This window comes from Sphingobacterium olei (genome assembly GCF_005048855.1).
Classification (GTDB): Bacteria; Bacteroidota; Bacteroidia; order Sphingobacteriales; family Sphingobacteriaceae; genus Sphingobacterium; species Sphingobacterium olei.
Map to the genome: position 1 here is coordinate 172,828 of NZ_SUME01000003.1, position 18,222 is coordinate 191,049.

Sequence of the window (18,222 nt, forward strand, 5' to 3'; positions counted from 1 at the left end):
ATCGTCATGTAAATGAAACGAATCCTTGTAACAAAACGTCTAGTTACCTAAGTTTGTTTACATAAATTGATAGATATAGATGAAATTCAATATAGCACAAATTTATTTCTTTTTTTTCATACTCGGTATGGGTTCGTGTCATCAATCTGCTACAATAAGTAGACCTGATGTTTCTGATATAGAACTTGATATTAAAGTTGAGCGTTTTGATCAGGAGTTTTCGGTTTTAGATACGGCTGCGATTCTGCAGAAAAATAGTGATTGGCAGCGACACTACGATCTATTTTATACGGATTTTATGACTGAAATGCTGGAGGTAGGACATCCTACGGATAGCTTAAAGGTTGAGTCCATTTTGAAAAAAGTACTGGTAAAAAAAGATTTTGTAGATCTTTCAACCGCGGTTTCTACGGCATTTCCGAATCTCGAAAGGCAGGAAAAGGAACTGTCGCAGGCTTTCAAGTACATCAAATATTACTATCCGGAATATATGCTGCCTCGTTTTATTTCTTTCGTCGGTGGTTTCTCGTTTCAGACCATATCGGGCGAAGATTATCTTGGAATCGGATTGGACATGTTTTTGGGAGCTGAGTCAGAATTTTATCCGGCCCTTGTTCAATCGATACCCCGTTATATCTCCCGAAGATTTACACCTGAGAATATAACTCCTCGTGTAGTGGAGACCGTACTTCGGCAAGAGCTATTTCCCCAACATAATGGTGATGTCAATATGCTGCAGCACATGATCTACAATGGTAAGGTGTTGTATGCAATGGATGTGATACTGGAAAATGTGCCTGATAGCTTAAAGATAGGTTACACCACGCCGCAAATGGAATGGATTCAGCGCTATCAAGAAGATGTGTGGGCTTGGTTTATTCAAGAAAACCTGTTGTATAGCACGGATTACATGGGCGTGCAGAGGTATTTTAGTGAGGCTCCCTTTAGCCCTGAACTCGGAGAGAACAATGAATCTGCACCCAAACTGGGCTCTTATATCGGCTGGATGATCGTGCGAAAATTTATGGAAAAGAACCCGGAGCTGAATCTAAGGCAATTGCTTGCAAAGGAAGACGCACAGGATATTCTGGAAGGATCCAAGTTTAGGGGGAAGTAATCCCTCTGCCGACTAGCTCTCACCTATATTCTTTTGGTTGCGTGGATTGTTTATCCGGTAGGTTCCTGATTAGTAACGAAAAGTTTATTGTTATTGCAATATATACTCATACGTCAAAAAATAAAATACAATTGTTAACAAATTCATAATGTTCTGTTTATATTTTACTGATCTGTTTTGTCTTCTTTTGTAGAACCAAATGGTAAGCTCTAATATGAAGGATGGGCAACATAATTCATGATATGTTGTTTGTCGCATAGTAGAACGCAGGCAACCTAGCCGTGCCTTTTTTAAGGAAAAATATGAAGATCGCTTTGCTCACAATATTATCGACTTTTTTGTTCAATCTCCTGCTAGGTGGAACACAAACAGATATGTCCTATAGCGAATCATTTGCTTTGCTCAAAAATGAGATCGCCAAGAGTGATTATTATTTGGAAAAGAAATTGAATCGGATTGATCAAATGCGAAAACAGCTGGATTCTTCTGTAAATCCGGTAGCTCAATTTGATGCTTGTCGATCACTTTTTCAGATGTATACTGATTTACAGATTGATAGTGCGTTGAAGTATGGAGAGTACATGCTTGCGCTGTCGGAGAGTTCGCTTAAAAAATACGCCATTTACAAGGCCGAATCCTCGCTTTATGTTGCCCGTGCGTACGCATATGCTGGAATGTATCGCGAATGTAGTGAATTATTAGATAAGTTTATTTTTAGAGCGGAGTTTCCTAATGAAATAAACGTACTCTATTTTACCATACGAATGGAACTGTACAAAGGGTTAGCTGATTATACGATTATTGCAAGTGAGAAGAAAATATATAAAAGTGAAATAAATGCCTGTTTGGATTCACTGTTGCGCTATACACCTGAACAGTCGGTCTGGCATACGGTACATCTCGCCAACAAGCTTAGAACGCAGAAATTTTATGATGATGCGATAGAGGTGTTATTCGGAGCCTACAATCAGCTCACTGTAGAAGATCGGGAGATGGCTCATGTTGCCTTTTATATGTCCTCTCTGTTCCGTTTGAAAGGAGATTTGGAACAGCAAAAGCGATTTCTTGCTATTTCGGCTGTCACCGATGTAAAATATGCAGTAAAAGAGTATGTGTCCCTGTGGAAGCTGGCGGCACTTTTATATGATGAAGGTGATATTGAAACCGCGTACCAATTTATCGAAATATCGTTACAAGATGCAACCTATAGTGGGGCGTACCGATGGGTCCAACAGATAATAAAGATTCTTCCCAAAATATATGAAGCCTATAACACGAAAATTGTACAACAACGGAATGCAATCTCATCCGGATTCTTGATTATCACTTGTCTGTTGGCATTTACCATTTTATTATCGCTGTTCGTCGTAAAGCAATACAGGAAACTGCGCAAGACAAAAGATCAGTTAAGTGTATTGAACGACGATTTGAAGAAGATGAATCAAGAACTTAATTCACTGAGTAATCAACTGCACCTTTCTAATGCAGAGCTACAGATTGCCAATAGTCAGATGGCATTCTCGAATAGTGAATTGGTCTCTATGAGTTTGTTAAAGGAAACTTACTTGAGTAAGTTCATCGATTTGTGTTCGGATTACATTGAAAAATTGAATGATTATCGTGTTAATTTGAAAAGATTGCTGAAGAGAGGGACGATTGAGAAAATCCAAATGGAATTAGATTCTACGGCATATATTGAAAGTGAATACAAAGCGTTCCTGATTAATTTTGACAAGACTTTTTTGAAATTATATCCTAATTTCGTGATGGAGTTTAATAACCTCTTACCTCTAGAGGAAAGAATAGAAGTAAAGGGGACATTATTAACAACTGAACTTCGGATTTTTGCACTTATCAGATTAGGCATAACCGACAGCGCTAAGATTTCACGGTTTCTACGATGCTCAATAAATACGATTTATACATACCGAAGTAAGACCAAAAATAAATCGATTTGTCCAGATCAGTTTGAAGGGCGCATTCAGGTACTTGATCGCGAAGATCTATTATTGTCGTGTTAATCCCTTTTATCCAAACGATTTCTTTTTTTTTGCTTAAAAAAAATATTCCTGCTGCCTGTAAGTGTCTGGTTAATAGGAATGAAGGATTTTCTTAATCAATTTTGTTTGTCGCTGTACCCATTTGCCACAAGAGCTAGTGCCTCCTCCTGCTATTAGCAAATGGCTAAGGCGACATTTTCCGAATTTGTAAGGACACTGCTTCTAGCGTAACATTGACCCAGTCTTGATCTTTTGGTCCATTTTCCATCAAGGGAAACCCTCGAAGAGGTCTCTTGAATTCCTTTAAAAAGCAAACAAAGGATGAAAAAAGGACTGGGCTCCCCGCCGATGAGGGCAAATTGATTAAAAAATAGGTTCTTTTAATTATTTCCATCTAAATGAAATATACTTGATTCAAAAGTCAACAGATCACTAAGGATATAACTTATTCCTACTGCAGAAAGGCAGGTCAACTTCATCATATTTGAGCCGTCAAAAGTGAATTGAAGGCGAAATAAAATAGCCTTAAACAGGTGAAAATCTGAAGTGCGTTAACGGGCTATAAATTCTATGTTAAATTCCCGAAAATACCATAGCGAAATGCTTGTAAGTATATTTTAAAAGTTTAGAAAATATGATTTATTTGTCGGTGTAAAATTCTGTTTATTAGAGTTTTGTGTTTTTTATGATTTTGATTTTGATGTTATGAAAAGTCGCATTTAAAGTAATCTAACATTAAAGTCTGACCTTTGAAAAACGAAACTAAAGAGCCAATGAGATTAACAAAAATGAAGAATTTTTTATACCATTTGCATTCGAGAAAACGACGATTCCGGTTATTGCATATGGACAAAATTGAGATGCAGAATAGACGTTTAGTAAAACATAATTGTAAGTAATAAATTAATAAAAATGCGACCTGAAAAACAGATTTTTTCATACTTAGTACTCCTGTTCGTGCTGTTGTCTTCTTGTAAAAATGAGGAAGCTGATTTGAATAAAGGATATGACCCAACAAAACCCATTGTGTTGACCTCTTTTTCTCCGATGGAGGGTGGAGCAAAAGACAAGATTCTACTGGATGGTGAAAATTTTGGAACCGACGCCAGCAAAATCAAAGTGTATTTCAACAATGCCAGAGCATCAGTTGTATCATCTAGTGGCAATCGCATTTATGCCATCGTACCTCGTCTTCCGGGAGCAGATCCCCGTATTTCGGTGGTTATAGGGTCGGATTCGGTTGTCTATGACAATATGTTTGTCTACACTGCTAAAGCACAGGTAACCACTGTCACGGGGACCGGTGATAAAAACTTCGAAGCGGGAACGCTTAATCAGGCCCATGTTTATGGTAAGTATCTCGAACTGGATGCCGAGGGCAATATATTTATGTCCTGGCGGGATGGCGGCTCTTTCGGTGTGGCACGGATCAATGAAAAGGAAAATATCGTGACCGCATTGTACGAAATAGCTTCCTCTCCTTACCCATATTCCAACGGAATCACCGTAGACCGTGCTACGGGCGTGGTTACGGTTTCCCATGAATCTGTACCGGAGGTGTTTTTCTCCTTTGACCCTAGAGAAGCCTGGATGATGCGTCAACGTAATGCCCGATTCTCCGTTGCAGATTATAATTCCATCGTATGGGCCGACCGCTACGCTAACTTTATTTCTTTCTGTCCGTACGATGGCTACCTATATACCCGATTCCGTGATGGTAAAGTTGCTAAGATACATCCGGATACTTACGAAGCGACGATTGTCCATCAGGGACCATACGGATCGCAATACGGGCAGGCGATCAACCCGGCAAAGCCATGGGAACTGTATATGACTCTCCATTCTAATGCCACGCCAAATGAATTCAGACAGGGTATTATGGTGCTAGACCTCCGTGATCCAAATGGGACAGGCGGATTCAAACGGATCAATGCCCCCGGTGGTAGCGGATTTCGTGATGGCCCAGTCAAGGAAGCCATATTCAACCTGCCGAAAGATATCAAGTTTGACAATACCGGAAATATGTTCATTGCGGATTATGGCAACCATTGTATCCGCATGTTATCGGCCGATGGTATTGTTACTACAGTAGCAGGGCAACCCGGAACGGCAGGTTACAAAGATGGAGGCCCGGTGGAATCCCAATTCAACCAGCCCTGGGGAGTGGCAGTTAATGAGCAAGGTGATATTTACATCGCCGACTGGAGTAATGCGCGGATCCGCAAATTAGTTATTGAATAATAGAGTTAAAGTTACGTACACAATGAAGATATTTCAGATTTTGTGCTTGTTGTCGTTTTGCTTTTCGTTTACGACCACGTTTGCACAGCAGCCTAATAAGTTAACAATAGCCGGTACGGTCGTCAATGAAGATGGTGAGCCACTACCTAACGTATCTATTTATATTAAAGACAAAGCTGCGGCCGGTACGTCAACCGGCAACGATGGAAAGTTTAGCATTAGCGTAGTCTATGGTGATCGGTTGGTCTTTAGCTCAGTGGGGTATGATCTTGTGGAACACATAGCAGTTGAAGCGACCACCGATTTAATCATAGAGCTCTCCGAAAGGAGTTCGGAACTCGATGAAGTCGTTGTGGTAGGTCTGGGGGCTTCACAACGGAAGATCAGTTCGGTTGGTGCCATCACTACGGTCGATGTCAAGCAGCTCCAAAGTCCTGCCCCATCCATTGCAAACCTTCTTGGAGGACGCGCGGCCGGCGTTATTTCCATGCAAAGCAGTGGTGAACCCGGACAAAATATTGCCGAATTCTGGGTGCGTGGTATAGGTACATTTGGAGCCAATAGTAGCGCCCTTGTACTTATTGATGGCTTAGAAGGAGATCTAAATACCTTGGATCCGGCGGATATTGAAAGCTTTTCGATATTGAAAGATGCATCAGCTACCGCCGTATATGGTGTAAGGGGTGCGAATGGTGTAGTGTTGGTAACCACAAAGAGAGGCCTTGTGGATCGGATCCAGATCACAGGCCGCGCCAATTCGACGCTTTCAACGCTTAATCGCTTGCCTCAATATTTGCGCGCCTATGATTATGCTAAATTGGCCAATGAAGCCAGCGTCGTCAGGGGCAATAGTCCTTTGTACAACGAAACCGAAATGGGTATTATCCAGTATGGTCTGGATCTGGATATGTACCCTGATGTGAGCTGGCAGGATGAGATTCTCAACAATGACTTTTGGCGCCAAAGCTATTATGCAAGTGGACGTGGGGGGTCTGAAGTCGCCCGCTATTTCCTGAGCTTGGGTGGTAATCAGGAAACAGCCGCTTACAAGGTGGATAAAAACAGTGTGTACAGCTCGAATGTCGGATTCAATACTTACAATTACCGGATCAATTTGGATCTCAATCTGACAAAAACGACGAGCATTTTTCTAGGGTCGGATGGATTTTTATCCAAGCTAAACCAGCCTGGGATAGCAAATACCGACTATATTTGGGGTACGCAGTCTAGGCTCACCCCGGTAGCTATTCCCACCCAATACTCGAATAATCTGTTGCCTGGTCGTGGCAGTGGAGACGGTTCATCACCTTACGTGATGATCAACCGTACGGGTCGAGCCTCCAATGAGGTATATAAAGGTAAGGCAACTATTGCCCTTAACCAGAATCTTTCCAGCGTGCTGGACGGGCTTAAATTCCGCGTACAGGGCGCTTATGATATCAATAGCTACTTTAGAGAGCGGAGATCAATCCAACCCGCCCTTTATGAGGCTATAGGCAGGAATTATGATGGATCGCTTATCATGGCAGAAAGGGTTCAGGAGCGATCTGCATCGTACGATCAGATGACACGTGCGTATCGTAAATATTTTCTGGAATCTGTTATCAACTACGATCAGCAATTCGATGAAGAACACCGGACATCGGCTTTGCTCTATTACTACCTGAGTGATGCCAAAGATACCAAAGATGCGAAGAGTAACCTGGAAGCCATTCCCCTGCGCTATCAAGGGGTGTCCAGCCGGTTTACTTATGGTTTCCGCGATACCTACCTGTTGGATGTCAACTTTGGGTATACCGGGTCTGAAAACTTCCAACCCGGCAGACAATATGGTTTTTTTCCTTCCGTTGCATTAGGATGGGTGCCGACAAGTTATAAATTCATGGAGGAAACAGCACCATGGCTCAATTACTTCAAGATCAGGGCGTCTTATGGTACGGTAGGTAATGACCGGATTACTGACATCCGGTTCCCCTACCTGACCAAAGTAAATGAAAGTTCGAGCAATGTGTGGGGGATCCCCGGGGTCGAAACCATACACGAAACACGTATTGGAGCGGATAACCTTGCCTGGGAAAGAGCTATTAAGTCCAACCTGGGAATTGAAGGTAAACTCCTGAATAATAAAATAGATTTTGTTGTCGACTTTTTCCAGGATCAGCGTAATGGTATTTTCCAACAGCGGGTACAAGTGCCGGAATACGTAGGTGTGATATCCAACCCCTTTGCCAATGTCGGCAAGATGAAAAGCTCCGGCGCTGATGGAAACATAAGCTACGCTACGGAAGTTTCTCCCAACTTTGGTTTCACGGTACGTGGTAATTTTACCTACTCCAAAAATATCGTACAGAATTGGGAGCAAGCCTATATGGAGCACGCTTATTTAGAAAACAACGGCTACCCATACAATTCCATCCGAGGTTATCAGGCCGTTGGATTGTTTAAAGACGAAGATGATATCAAGTACAGTCCGAGACAGACATTTGGAGCGGTCATGCCCGGCGATATTAAATATAAGGATGTAAACGGAGATGGAGTGATCAATTCCCTGGATAAGGTGCCGCTGACACATAGCAATTACCCGCTGACGATGTACGGCATAGGCGGAGAATTCCGATACAAAAATCTAACGTTGGGCGTACTTTTCAAAGGAACAGGAAAAACGTCGTTTTTCTACGTTGGACAGAGTATGAGCGAGAAAGTTGACGACGACTGGTATAGCTGGGAGGGCCGTACGCGAAGTGTTACAAACGGAATGGGCTATATGCCGTTCCATCAAGGTACTGATGGCAATGTGCTCTCCGTGGTTGCAGATCCAGCAAACCGTTGGATCCCGCGGGAATATGCATTGGAGCATGGGATAGACCTGTCATTAGCTGAAAATCCCAATGCCCGCTTCCCGCGCTTGCAATATGGAAATAACAGCAACAATAGCCAACTGTCTACGTTTTGGCAAGGGGATGCGCGTTACCTGCGTTTACAGGAAATCACGCTGAATTACCATGTTAATCCAAATTTCCTGAAGCGGCTTGGTGTTTCTTCAATGGATCTGCAATTTGTGGGTAATAACCTCTATATATGGGATCAGGTGAAAATCTTTGATCCGGAACAAGCCGCCTGGAATGGGCGTAAATACCCGATACCTTCTACATATTCGGTACAAGTATATATCAACCTTTAGTACTACAGACATAAATCAATGACATGAGAACGTCAATAATTATAAAAAGAATAACAAAAGCAGTCTTGGTCGTCCAATTGGTCGTGATGGCAACATCCTGCAAAGATTACCTGAATATCGACAATTACTTCGACGATGAGTTTAACATTGACTCGGCATTCGTCAACGCGCGTTATATGGAAGCCTATATGTGGGGAGCAGCGGCCATGTTTCCGGATGAATCAAACACAGTCCGCTATGGCTACACACCGGGACCTATGGCTACGGACGAAGGATTTAACGGACTTACCGGCGGCGGATCTAATAACGTGTATTACGGGATGGATTTTGTGACTGGAAATATCAACCCTGACTTTTTTGGGTCCGGTGGCGGCCCGGCAGGCAACCTCAACCAATGGGGCAGATACTACAAAATCATCCGGAAATGTAATCTTATCCTACAAAATCTTGATGTGCCGAGAGACCTGACCACTACGGATCGGCTTCGAATCGAAGGGTATACACGCTTTATACGCGCTTATGCCTATTACAATATCTTGGTCGATTACGGCCCGGCTATCTTATTAGGTGATGAAGTTGTTGGTACAAACGAATCGCTCGAATACTACGACCGTCCGCGGGCGACCTACGACGAATCGATGGACTATACCTGTGAAGAGTTTGAAAAAGCGGCGCAGTTGCTTCCGCGAGAAACAGGCCTTTTGGAGTTCGGACGTCCAACCAGAGGAACCGCATTAGCGTTAATCGCCCGGCTCCGGTTGATACATGCCAGTCCGTTGTTTAATGGCGGTCCGGTAGCCAGTTCCTATTTTGGCAACTGGACACGCTCCGCGGATGGGGTACACTATGTGTCTCAGCAATACGACGAAAGCCGCTGGGCAGTGGCTGCGGCAACGGCCAAAAGAGTGATGGATCTTGGAATATATAGACTCCATACTGTACCGGCAAATGACGAAACTCCCGCCCTGCCTGCAGGCGTTACTTCGGATCCTAATTTCTATGGAACTTATCCCAATGGAGCTTATGGTATTGACGCTTTTAGGTCCTATTCGGATATCTTTACAGGAGAAGCAGTGGCTTCCATTAACCCGGAGTTGATCTGGGGTAGAAACACGGGATACCTTGCGGAATTTATTGTCCAAGGAACTATGCCGAAAGGGTTGGGTGGATGGAATCGCTTCTGTGTCACTCAGAAGGTGGTCGATGCCTATCTGATGGGTGATGGCCGCACCAAAGAAGAGGCGCGTGGTGACACCTATTTTGAGACGGTGTCAGATCTTCCTGCCGGTGGAACCTTCAACGATCTCTTTACCGAACAACCTACCTCTTTTTCGGGATATTCACTCAATGCCGGCGTATTTAAGATGTATGCCAACCGCGAGATGCGGTTCTACGCATCCGTTGGATTCAACGAAGCCTTGTGGCAGGCATTGTCGAGTACTACGGTCAATACCTATACGGCAAAATATTACTACCAGAACGCCGATGGTCGGGGTGGGGTAAGTGCGACATCGCCCGATTATCCTATTACGGGATATGTCCTCAAAAAACTCAACCACCCTTACGATGCCATTAGTGGTACGGGAGCACGACGCATCCCAAAAGCCTATGCTATCATCCGGTATGCTGAAATCCTGCTGTCGTATGCAGAGGCACTTAACAATTTGACCGGTAGCCATACCGTACAATTGGGTGAGCAAACATATACCGTTTCACGTGACGTAGAAGCGATTAAAAATGCTTTTAACCCTGTCCGTTATCGTGCGGGATTGCCTGGACTAAGTGTCAGCCAGATCAACAATGCGGGTGAGGTACAGAAACAAATCGAACGTGAGCGCATGGTTGAATTTTTGTGGGAAAACAGACGCTTCTACGATGTGCGCCGTTGGGGACTTTATGAAGAGACCGAACGTGAACCGATACGCGGTATGAATCCGGATGGAGCTACCAGAGAAACATATTACCAACGCGTCATCCCGGGTACATCATCATTCCTGACACGGGTAGTCAACAAAAAGTTTGTATGGGTACCTATACCACGTGCCGAAATGAGAAGGTTACCTTCTCTCGATCAGAATCCGGGCTACTAGCATATAAAATAAACGAGATCCCTCCCATCGTCGGGATGATAAAAACGATATTTGACATCTTTATTAGAAACCTTCGTCATAGATACAATTGAACATAAGTTTATTTAATAAAGACAAAAAACAAACAGATGAAACGAAGTTATATAGCAATATTTGCACTTATTGCGGTGCTCTCCTCGTGCAAAGACAATGAATTGTTCGAGAAGGAAATGTACAAAAATGTGGTGGCTTTGATTAGCAGTGACTACCATAACACCTTTCAGGAGGTCGTTCACTTGACAGGTGAGGAAGAGATCATTGGGTATATTGCCGCCTCTACCGGAGGTACACATGCTCCGGAAAAGAACCTGGTTATCGGGTTGGAAGAAGATCCGGAACCTTTAGCAAAGTACAACTGGTCGCTTTATGATGCGGATGAAAGGTTGTATGCCAAACTGTTGCCAGAGGACAAGTATGAGATTGTCGATTACAAGATCCAGATCGATGCGGGCGAACGCACAGGAAGGGCGATGATTAAACTGCGTCCGGATGGTTTATCTCCGGATTCAACTTATTTTATTGGATTAAGGGCAACCGATATCTCGGGAGGTGTTGAAATCAATGAGAAGAAAAATACAATGCTTTTTCAGGTACTCATTAAGAATGATTATGCTTCTCAGGCTGAAAATTCTTTATATACCATGACCGGGTTGCTAAACGAAATGGCGACAGCGGCAAATAAGCAGCTCTTTCCACTTACCTACAACAGCGTTCGGATGATTGCGGGTAACGAAACTTTCCAGTCGACTGAAGCGTCTATTGCTAGGACGTCCATTATATTGGAGGTGGATGAGGACAACAAGATATCTATCAAGCCGTATAAGGATATACAGGTCACTCAATTGAACAACGACCCTTTGTATCCGAATATATTTCGGGTCGAAGAGGCGTTTGGAAGAAAGACCAACGTATTTCTGTTAAAATATGAGTACACGATTGGTGGTGTTACAAATGTTATACAAGAACGTGTAGAAATGCAAGTAAGGTAGGGAGTTACAACAATATTAATGTCATAACGATGAAAATAAATTATTACGCAAATTTTAGGGAAGTTTCAGGAATGCTTGTAGGGGTATTTTTCTTGAGCTTTTTGGTGTTTTTTTCTTCCTGTAGTAAAGAAAATGATGGAAGTACTCATTTTGAATTGAAAGATAATCCGAGCAGTCTGACTGCATCTTCCCAAGGGATATCCGAGATCTTTACTGTGCAGTCTTCAGGAACATGGAGAGTGGAACCTTTGCGCAACGAAAAATGGATAAAGATTGAGCCTAGCGAAGGGAATGGGTCAGGGACATTTACGGTCACTGTCGACAGAAACACGACCATGGAAGCACGTCAATCTGTTCTAACGTTTGTTGTGGACGGAAAAATACAAAATAATGTATTACGGATCGAGCAAGAAGCACGTAGTATAAATAATGGAGATGACGATCCTTATGTCAATCTGGATGGCTTGTCAAGTTTAGAAGCTCCTGAAGAAGGGCTCTATGGGCGATATGTTGTCCGGTCGACAGGAGATTGGAAAGTAGAAATACTTGAAGGTGCGGATTGGTTGAACATTGAACCGAAGGAAGGTCGCTTCGACACCGGGGTGACCCTGAGTGTAGGCGCAAATGCAACCCCCGAAGTGCGAAAAGCAACGTTAGTCTTCTACCTGAACGACGAACAAGCACCCGGTGTATTTGAGGTTAATCAGCAAGGAATGGAAGTCGTTCTATTTGAAGATTTTAATTGGTTGAACTATGGAAATGCTGTTTTTTATACGACCACCGGTGAAAGAAGAATGGATAGTTGGAGTGCTGCTGAATTGGAAAGGGGATGGAGTCATTACCAACTAGATCCGACCGGAGTGTCTTCGACATATGCCCGTCCGGGATTTTTAAAATTAGGACGGACGAACTACGGGGGAGACATCCTCAGTCCAAAGCTGTCAGCTGTGGAGGGTACACAGAATCTGCAAGTATCCTTTAAAGCTGTACCTTACAAGACCGCTACAGGTGCTCAAGATGTTACTCTCCTTAAGGTTGGTGTCACCGGCCCCGGTACAGTCAATGTTAGTGAGTTTAATATTAACAATTGGCCAGACTACGACTTAGACCCGAACTGTACAGAAATTTGGAAGGTTCCTGAAACGACCCGAACGTTCACGATTACAGGTGCTACCGCCGACACCCAAATATGGTTTTTGGGTGGTGCTTATAATTTGAGTGCAGGGAGTGACTGGCAGGGGGTGCGAAATGTAAACCGTATATTCTTGGATGACATTCTTGTAGCAGTCAAGAAATAATCTGAACACAATAGTAAACTAGTAGGCCACGATTTTTTGAATCGTGGCCTACTAGTTTACTATCTACAGATATTTTGAAGTACTATTTAATATCTACAACTTCAATGGTGAAATCTAACGGAGAATTCGCCGGGATAGTTACTTGACCTTGCTCATCCTTTTTTTCCGTGGCGTCATAGGCGAGTGGTGAAGACGTGACAAATCTAATCTTAGCACCTTTTTGTAGTCCATTAGGTGTTATTCCACCAACTTTATATTCAGTGCCATTGATCTTAATAGCCATTGGGATAAAGGCAAGTTGCCAAGCTGGAATGACCTCTGCTAAACTAAACGAGGCCGTTTTTCCCTCCTCAGTCTTATCAAATACAGTTCCATTTAATAGTCGTCCCGTGTATTTGACCGTTATGGTAGGAGCAATTAAATAACCATTATTACCAAAAGAATAGGTATAAGAGTTTTCTTCGCCCCATTCCGATACATCATACCAGATACCCAGCGAATCAATCAACGTTGCCTCCGGAAGATTTGTAGATACATATTCCGCAAGTATTGGAGCTTGAGCTGCTATTATGCCGTCAACTCTAGCTTTTTCAATGGAGTCCTTAATACGTTGCTCTTCCTGTAATTTGTCCATATCAAAATCATTGTCCTTCATACAGGCCGTAAAAATTGTGGTTGTAATAGCGAAAGCAACTAATAATAGTTTAAATAAATTTTTCATTTGTATTGTTTTGTTAAACATAATAATAAATGTCTGCCTCATCATTTTGTTTCATCAAAATTTTTAACATGTAAATAGGGTTAGATGTGCACGGAATTGAGGCAGTCGGGGTTTAAGCTAAAAAAAAGCGCCAACATTATTTGTTGACGCTTTCTGTGTACTTAATTGTTTTATTGAATAGATAATACCTCAAACTCATACACTAATGGTGAGTTAGCAGGAATTTTGTCTGTTTTAGTCGCTCCATATGCCCAAGGAGATGGACTGATCACTCGGATTATACTTCCTTTTTTTAAGCCGTCTTTCGTTAAACCGGCCTGAATAATTGGGTCACCATTTAATTTTATAGAGTATGGAATAAATGATATTGCCCAAGCACTATTAATAATTTTGGAAGTTTGATTAAAATCATAATCACTACCTGTCAAATCCGATTCAACCACGGTGCCATCTAATAGTTTAGCTGTATATTTGAGTTTAACCTTTGGATAGATCACTTGACGTGAAGAATTCAATTTATATTCATAAGAATCATCCGTTGGTTCACTTACGATTTCATACCACAATCCTCTTTTAATGGTTTTATCTAAAACTTGATAGCGGTATTTAAGCGTGTCTTCTTGAGGTGTATCAAAGTTGGCAAGTGCATATTCCTTAATTTTTACTGCCTCAGCACTGAAAATGTTGTCTAACTCTTGTTCTTGTTGTCTGATCTTTTCTCTTTCCGCTTCATAATCATAATCGTCGTTGTTACATGCTACAAAAGTCGTCGCAACAATTGCTAGAGCAAATAGTGGATTTAATAGTTTTTTCATATTTGTTGTATCATTAATATAGCTTTAAAACGATCTTAGGATCTTAATGCTACACATAATTTTGTTAAAATTATAAAATTTTTAACAAATCTTTAATACTTAGGTACTTTTGTTTGGGGTTTAATACATTAAATTCGGTGTCAAGTATCAGCGCCACTGGAAAAATCATGCTGTTTGACCTGTCAACAGCGTCGCGAGCATATGGTATTTGCCACGACGCTTCGTAACGGCAGGCTGATTCCGTAATGCTACAGCAAAAGGCAGAAAAAAGGTTTTATTTTTTATTCCGCTAAAAAAAGTTATCTTTAATAAACTTATTCATATAATGGCCAATTTGTTGGTGCCTACTCATCAACAACATAAAAACTAATTTAGATGAAAACCGTAAAACACATTCTCCAGGGTAAATCGTCTGTTATTCACGCTGTGAGCCAAAACACATTGGTTTTGGATGCTTTGCAAATGATGATGGAAAAAAACATCAGTGCATTGTTGATTGTTGAAAATGATGCGTTAGTTGGTATCTTTACCGAGCGTGACTATGCCCGAAAAATTATTTTGCAGGGGAAATCATCCAAAGACACACCTATTCATGTTGTCATGACACATAATCCACGTACCATTACGACTGAAGAAAAAATTGAAAGTTGTATGGAACTGATGACGACCAATCATTTTAGGCATTTGCCTGTCGTGGAAAACGATATTGTTATTGGCATAATTTCTATCGGTGATCTTGTGAAACATATCATCGACGATCAAAGGCAGACCATTGACCAACTTCAAAGTTACATCAGCAGTTAGAAAAGTAGAGCTAAATAAAAAGTAAAAAAGGGTGTCTCCCACCCTCTTTTGTTAAGGCGTTTGTAAATCACTTACACTTATGTTTCCGATTGCGTCCAATAGTTCTTTTAACTGGATCGGAGTCAGTACGCCACCGTGGCGAAATAGCGTTTGATAGTTGTTGTCCAGTAATACCCAAGTTGGAAAAGCCAGCGTGCCGGGGCCGTTTAACGCCCGAGCAAGTTCGTTCGTGCCGGTATTTTTGCCCGTAGGCTTGAAAGTATAATTCTTGCCTTGAAATAAAACATTGTCTTTACTTTCCGCATTAAACTCTACATAGTAGAATGAGGTTGCTTTTAGAGCGAAATCCTTGTGCTTTCGTATTTGGTTTTTCTGCATCTGGCAATATTGACACCAATCGGTGGATAGCAGGATTAGTATCGGCTTCGCTTGTTGCTCCATGAGGCTATCTACCTTAGCGATGTCCACTGGATTTATCTGCGCTTTACAAAAGGAGCTGAACAAACCAATTAAAGCTAGCAATACCGCATAATTTTTACCTAATCCTGCTATCATTATACCTAATATTATCTTAACAAATTATACCGAACACCAAGGAATCCACGAATTCCTTGGTTTGGTCCATAAACGTAACTGGGGTCAAACGGCAGAAGACTCGGATCATCAATTTTTTCAAATGGGTCATGGGCACGGGAGATAATAAATGGAATCCCTTTGGTGGGTGTCCAGTTCAGTAAATTCTTTAAACCGGCAAAAATTTCAAGTCCGTTCTGGAAGTGTTTCGTGACTTGTATATTCTGGATGCTCCATGCCTTCGACTCGTCGGGTCTGGGATCGTCTGCACCTAGAATAGGTAAACGCATAGGACCTATGACATTACCAGTATAGTCAAAACTTAATCCGAGACGGTTCCAGTTATATCCAATGGTCCAGGTACCCATATATTTTTCGGTCAGCATCTGCCATTCCCGCTCGCCCTCTTCTTCACTGTATACATCCATCACCGTCCCACCGATCATCGCTTTCAAACCACTCGAATGCGCCCAGTCCAAATTGACAGAAATACCTTTTGAAACGGCATGTCCATCTAAATTGGAATAGATGATTTTATTGATATCGGTATCATAGTCGGGGATAATTTTATTGCTAAAGTAGGTGTAAAATGCACTGGCATCGATGCCAAATACAGAACCATTGTCCGAGTAAAACTTCTTCACGTAGTTGACGTTTGTATTCCAGGAAGTTTCGGGCTTGAGATCACCTTCGAAAACCACATCGCGGGCACCGGTTAGTGCGGCATGGTCTTCCGTAAAGACATTGGCTACACGATAACCGTTTCCGGCACCGATCCTCAGGACCTGGGTTTTGTCTTTGGAGTTCCATTTATAATTTACACGCGGAGATAAGATACTCCCATGAATAGAGTTATAATCGTAACGTGCGCCAAGCAATAACTTGTGTTGCGGATGGAAGGTAATTTCATCTTGGACAAATAATCCAGGTAAATGTGTGTGCGATACTTCGGTTGTTGCGGGAGTATTATCGTCGTAATAGGTGTAACGATAAGCTAGTCCGGTCAATAGATCATGGTTTTTAACTTGTTTATGCCAAGTTAATTGGCCAAATACAATTTTCTGGTCTGCCGTATATTGGACGTCGCCATAGACACTATTTTGATCATGTCCATTTGCGCTGAAAGATAAAGAGAAATCTTCGCTTCCAGGTAAGTCGTAGACGCCCATCACTTCCCAGCGTTTGGTATAAATGCTTTCGCCATACACCTCATTGCCTCCACGATATTGCTTGTTCCAGTTCATTTCTCCGCCCCAACGGTCTTCGTATATATATCGGCCGGCTAGTGAGAATGTTTTATTGTCTTTGCGCGCAAAATTCCATTTATTAAAAAGGGAAATCCGATCCTGCAGGGTGACATCTGTAAAATTGTCTCCATTTTTATCTAAAGGATTCGAATAGTTAAAGTAATTCACGCCTAACAACGACTGAGCAGAACCCACCTTAAACTTGCCTCCGAGATCCAAGTTGTATTCCTGCCAGGTTGTTCCGAATGTTTCTAAGCTAAATAATGGCGCGTTTTCAGGTGTTTTGGTGATGATGTTGATGAGACCACCTACCGCTTCACTACCGTATAATGTAGAGGCCGGACCTTTTACTATTTCTACACGCTCAATTAGGGCTTGCGGAATCCCGTTCAATCCATATACCGTTGAAAGACCTGAGACAATAGGCATACCGTCAATCAGTACCATGGTATATGGCCCTTCCAGGCCATTGATATGGATGTCGCCTGTATTACACACACTGCAATTGATCTGCGGGCGCACACCATTTATATTCTGTAGAGATTCGAAAATTGTCGGGGCTGGATTTGCTCTGAAAAATTTGGCCGAATAGACCTCTACCGGAATGGGGCTTTCTAATTTTGAGACTTCTCGCAGCGTGCCCGAGACCACTACTTCATCTAGATTGCGATTGTCCTTTTGTAATATAATACGGAGTTGTGAACTTTTTTGGGAATCGTTGATATTTTGTTTATAGGGTAGATAACCGATTGTACGGACTAGGATAGTGGCCTGATTTTGTGTGGAGGTTAGGGAAAATTTACCCTGCTCATCGGAAGAAGCGGCTATAGACGTGCCTTCTATGAGGACAGTGGCATGCTCAATAGGATTGCCTTTCGAGTCTTGGATAGTCCCTTCAATTTTCTGTTGGGCAAAGCTAGTTGATAAAACAAATAGCATAAGTACGGTCATGAAATGACCATAGTAGTTTGTAGACATATAATATATAATGTGTTCTTGATGAAATACGTTTAAAAAAGATACAGAGTTGTGGTAACGGATGAATAAATATGGTTGTGATCAATTGCCGTGTGGTATCGCCTCGTAATAACGATAGTGTTATACCTC

The 18,222-nt window shown here is 42.1% G+C and carries 12 protein-coding genes; 8 read left to right on the forward strand and 4 right to left on the reverse strand.

The features are described 5' to 3' along the window. The first annotated feature begins 79 nt into the window (after positions 1-79). The 7 genes from gldB to FAZ15_RS08030 all read left to right on the forward strand — a co-directional run bounded on the left by gldB (position 80) and on the right by FAZ15_RS08030 (position 12,955). On the forward strand, positions 80-1,117 hold the full coding sequence (gene gldB, locus FAZ15_RS08000) for a gliding motility lipoprotein GldB (protein WP_136900797.1): 1,038 nt from the start codon (positions 80-82) through the stop codon (positions 1,115-1,117). Positions 1,118-1,419: 302 nt separating this feature from the next. Then, entirely contained in the window at positions 1,420-3,138 is a 1,719-nt protein-coding gene (locus FAZ15_RS08005) for a DUF6377 domain-containing protein (RefSeq protein ID WP_136900798.1), read from the forward strand. Positions 3,139-4,029: 891 nt separating this feature from the next. Continuing rightward, positions 4,030-5,358, forward strand: a complete 1,329-nt coding sequence (locus FAZ15_RS08010; RefSeq protein ID WP_136900799.1) for an IPT/TIG domain-containing protein — start codon at positions 4,030-4,032, stop codon at positions 5,356-5,358. A 22-nt stretch (positions 5,359-5,380) separates the two neighbouring features. Next, the gene (locus FAZ15_RS08015; RefSeq protein ID WP_136900800.1) at positions 5,381-8,539 is read left to right on the forward strand and encodes a SusC/RagA family TonB-linked outer membrane protein; all 3,159 of its coding nucleotides are present in this window, start codon (positions 5,381-5,383) and stop codon (positions 8,537-8,539) included. A gap of 23 nt (positions 8,540-8,562) precedes the next feature. Continuing rightward, positions 8,563-10,629: a RagB/SusD family nutrient uptake outer membrane protein gene (locus FAZ15_RS08020; protein ID WP_136900801.1), complete on the forward strand. Its 2,067-nt coding sequence runs from the start codon at positions 8,563-8,565 to the stop codon at positions 10,627-10,629. A 128-nt stretch (positions 10,630-10,757) separates the two neighbouring features. Then, complete coding sequence (locus tag FAZ15_RS08025) at positions 10,758-11,657, forward strand: BT_3044 domain-containing protein (protein ID WP_136900802.1); 900 nt, start codon at positions 10,758-10,760, stop codon at positions 11,655-11,657. Between the two features lie 29 nt (positions 11,658-11,686). After that, positions 11,687-12,955 carry a BACON domain-containing protein gene (locus FAZ15_RS08030; protein WP_136900803.1) on the forward strand — a complete coding sequence of 423 codons (1,269 nt, stop codon included), beginning with the start codon at positions 11,687-11,689 and terminating at the stop codon, positions 12,953-12,955. A gap of 82 nt (positions 12,956-13,037) precedes the next feature. Here the strand turns inward: FAZ15_RS08030 and FAZ15_RS08035 are convergent, their stop codons facing one another. Further along, positions 13,038-13,676: an FKBP-type peptidyl-prolyl cis-trans isomerase gene (locus FAZ15_RS08035; protein WP_162304903.1), complete on the reverse strand. Its 639-nt coding sequence runs from the start codon at positions 13,674-13,676 to the stop codon at positions 13,038-13,040. Positions 13,677-13,846: 170 nt separating this feature from the next. Then, positions 13,847-14,491: an FKBP-type peptidyl-prolyl cis-trans isomerase gene (locus FAZ15_RS08040; RefSeq protein ID WP_136900805.1), complete on the reverse strand. Its 645-nt coding sequence runs from the start codon at positions 14,489-14,491 to the stop codon at positions 13,847-13,849. Between the two features lie 375 nt (positions 14,492-14,866). Between FAZ15_RS08040 and FAZ15_RS08045 the strand changes: the two genes are divergently transcribed. Then, complete coding sequence (locus FAZ15_RS08045; protein WP_136900806.1) at positions 14,867-15,295, forward strand: CBS domain-containing protein; 429 nt, start codon at positions 14,867-14,869, stop codon at positions 15,293-15,295. A gap of 51 nt (positions 15,296-15,346) precedes the next feature. On the opposite strand, the gene FAZ15_RS08050 is transcribed toward FAZ15_RS08045, so the two are convergent. Further along, a complete protein-coding gene (locus FAZ15_RS08050) occupies positions 15,347-15,850 on the reverse strand; it encodes a thioredoxin family protein (protein ID WP_136900807.1) in 504 nt (167 codons plus the stop codon). An 11-nt stretch (positions 15,851-15,861) separates the two neighbouring features. After that, a complete protein-coding gene (locus tag FAZ15_RS08055) occupies positions 15,862-18,093 on the reverse strand; it encodes a TonB-dependent receptor (protein WP_317130486.1) in 2,232 nt (743 codons plus the stop codon). Positions 18,094-18,222: the final 129 nt, after the last annotated feature.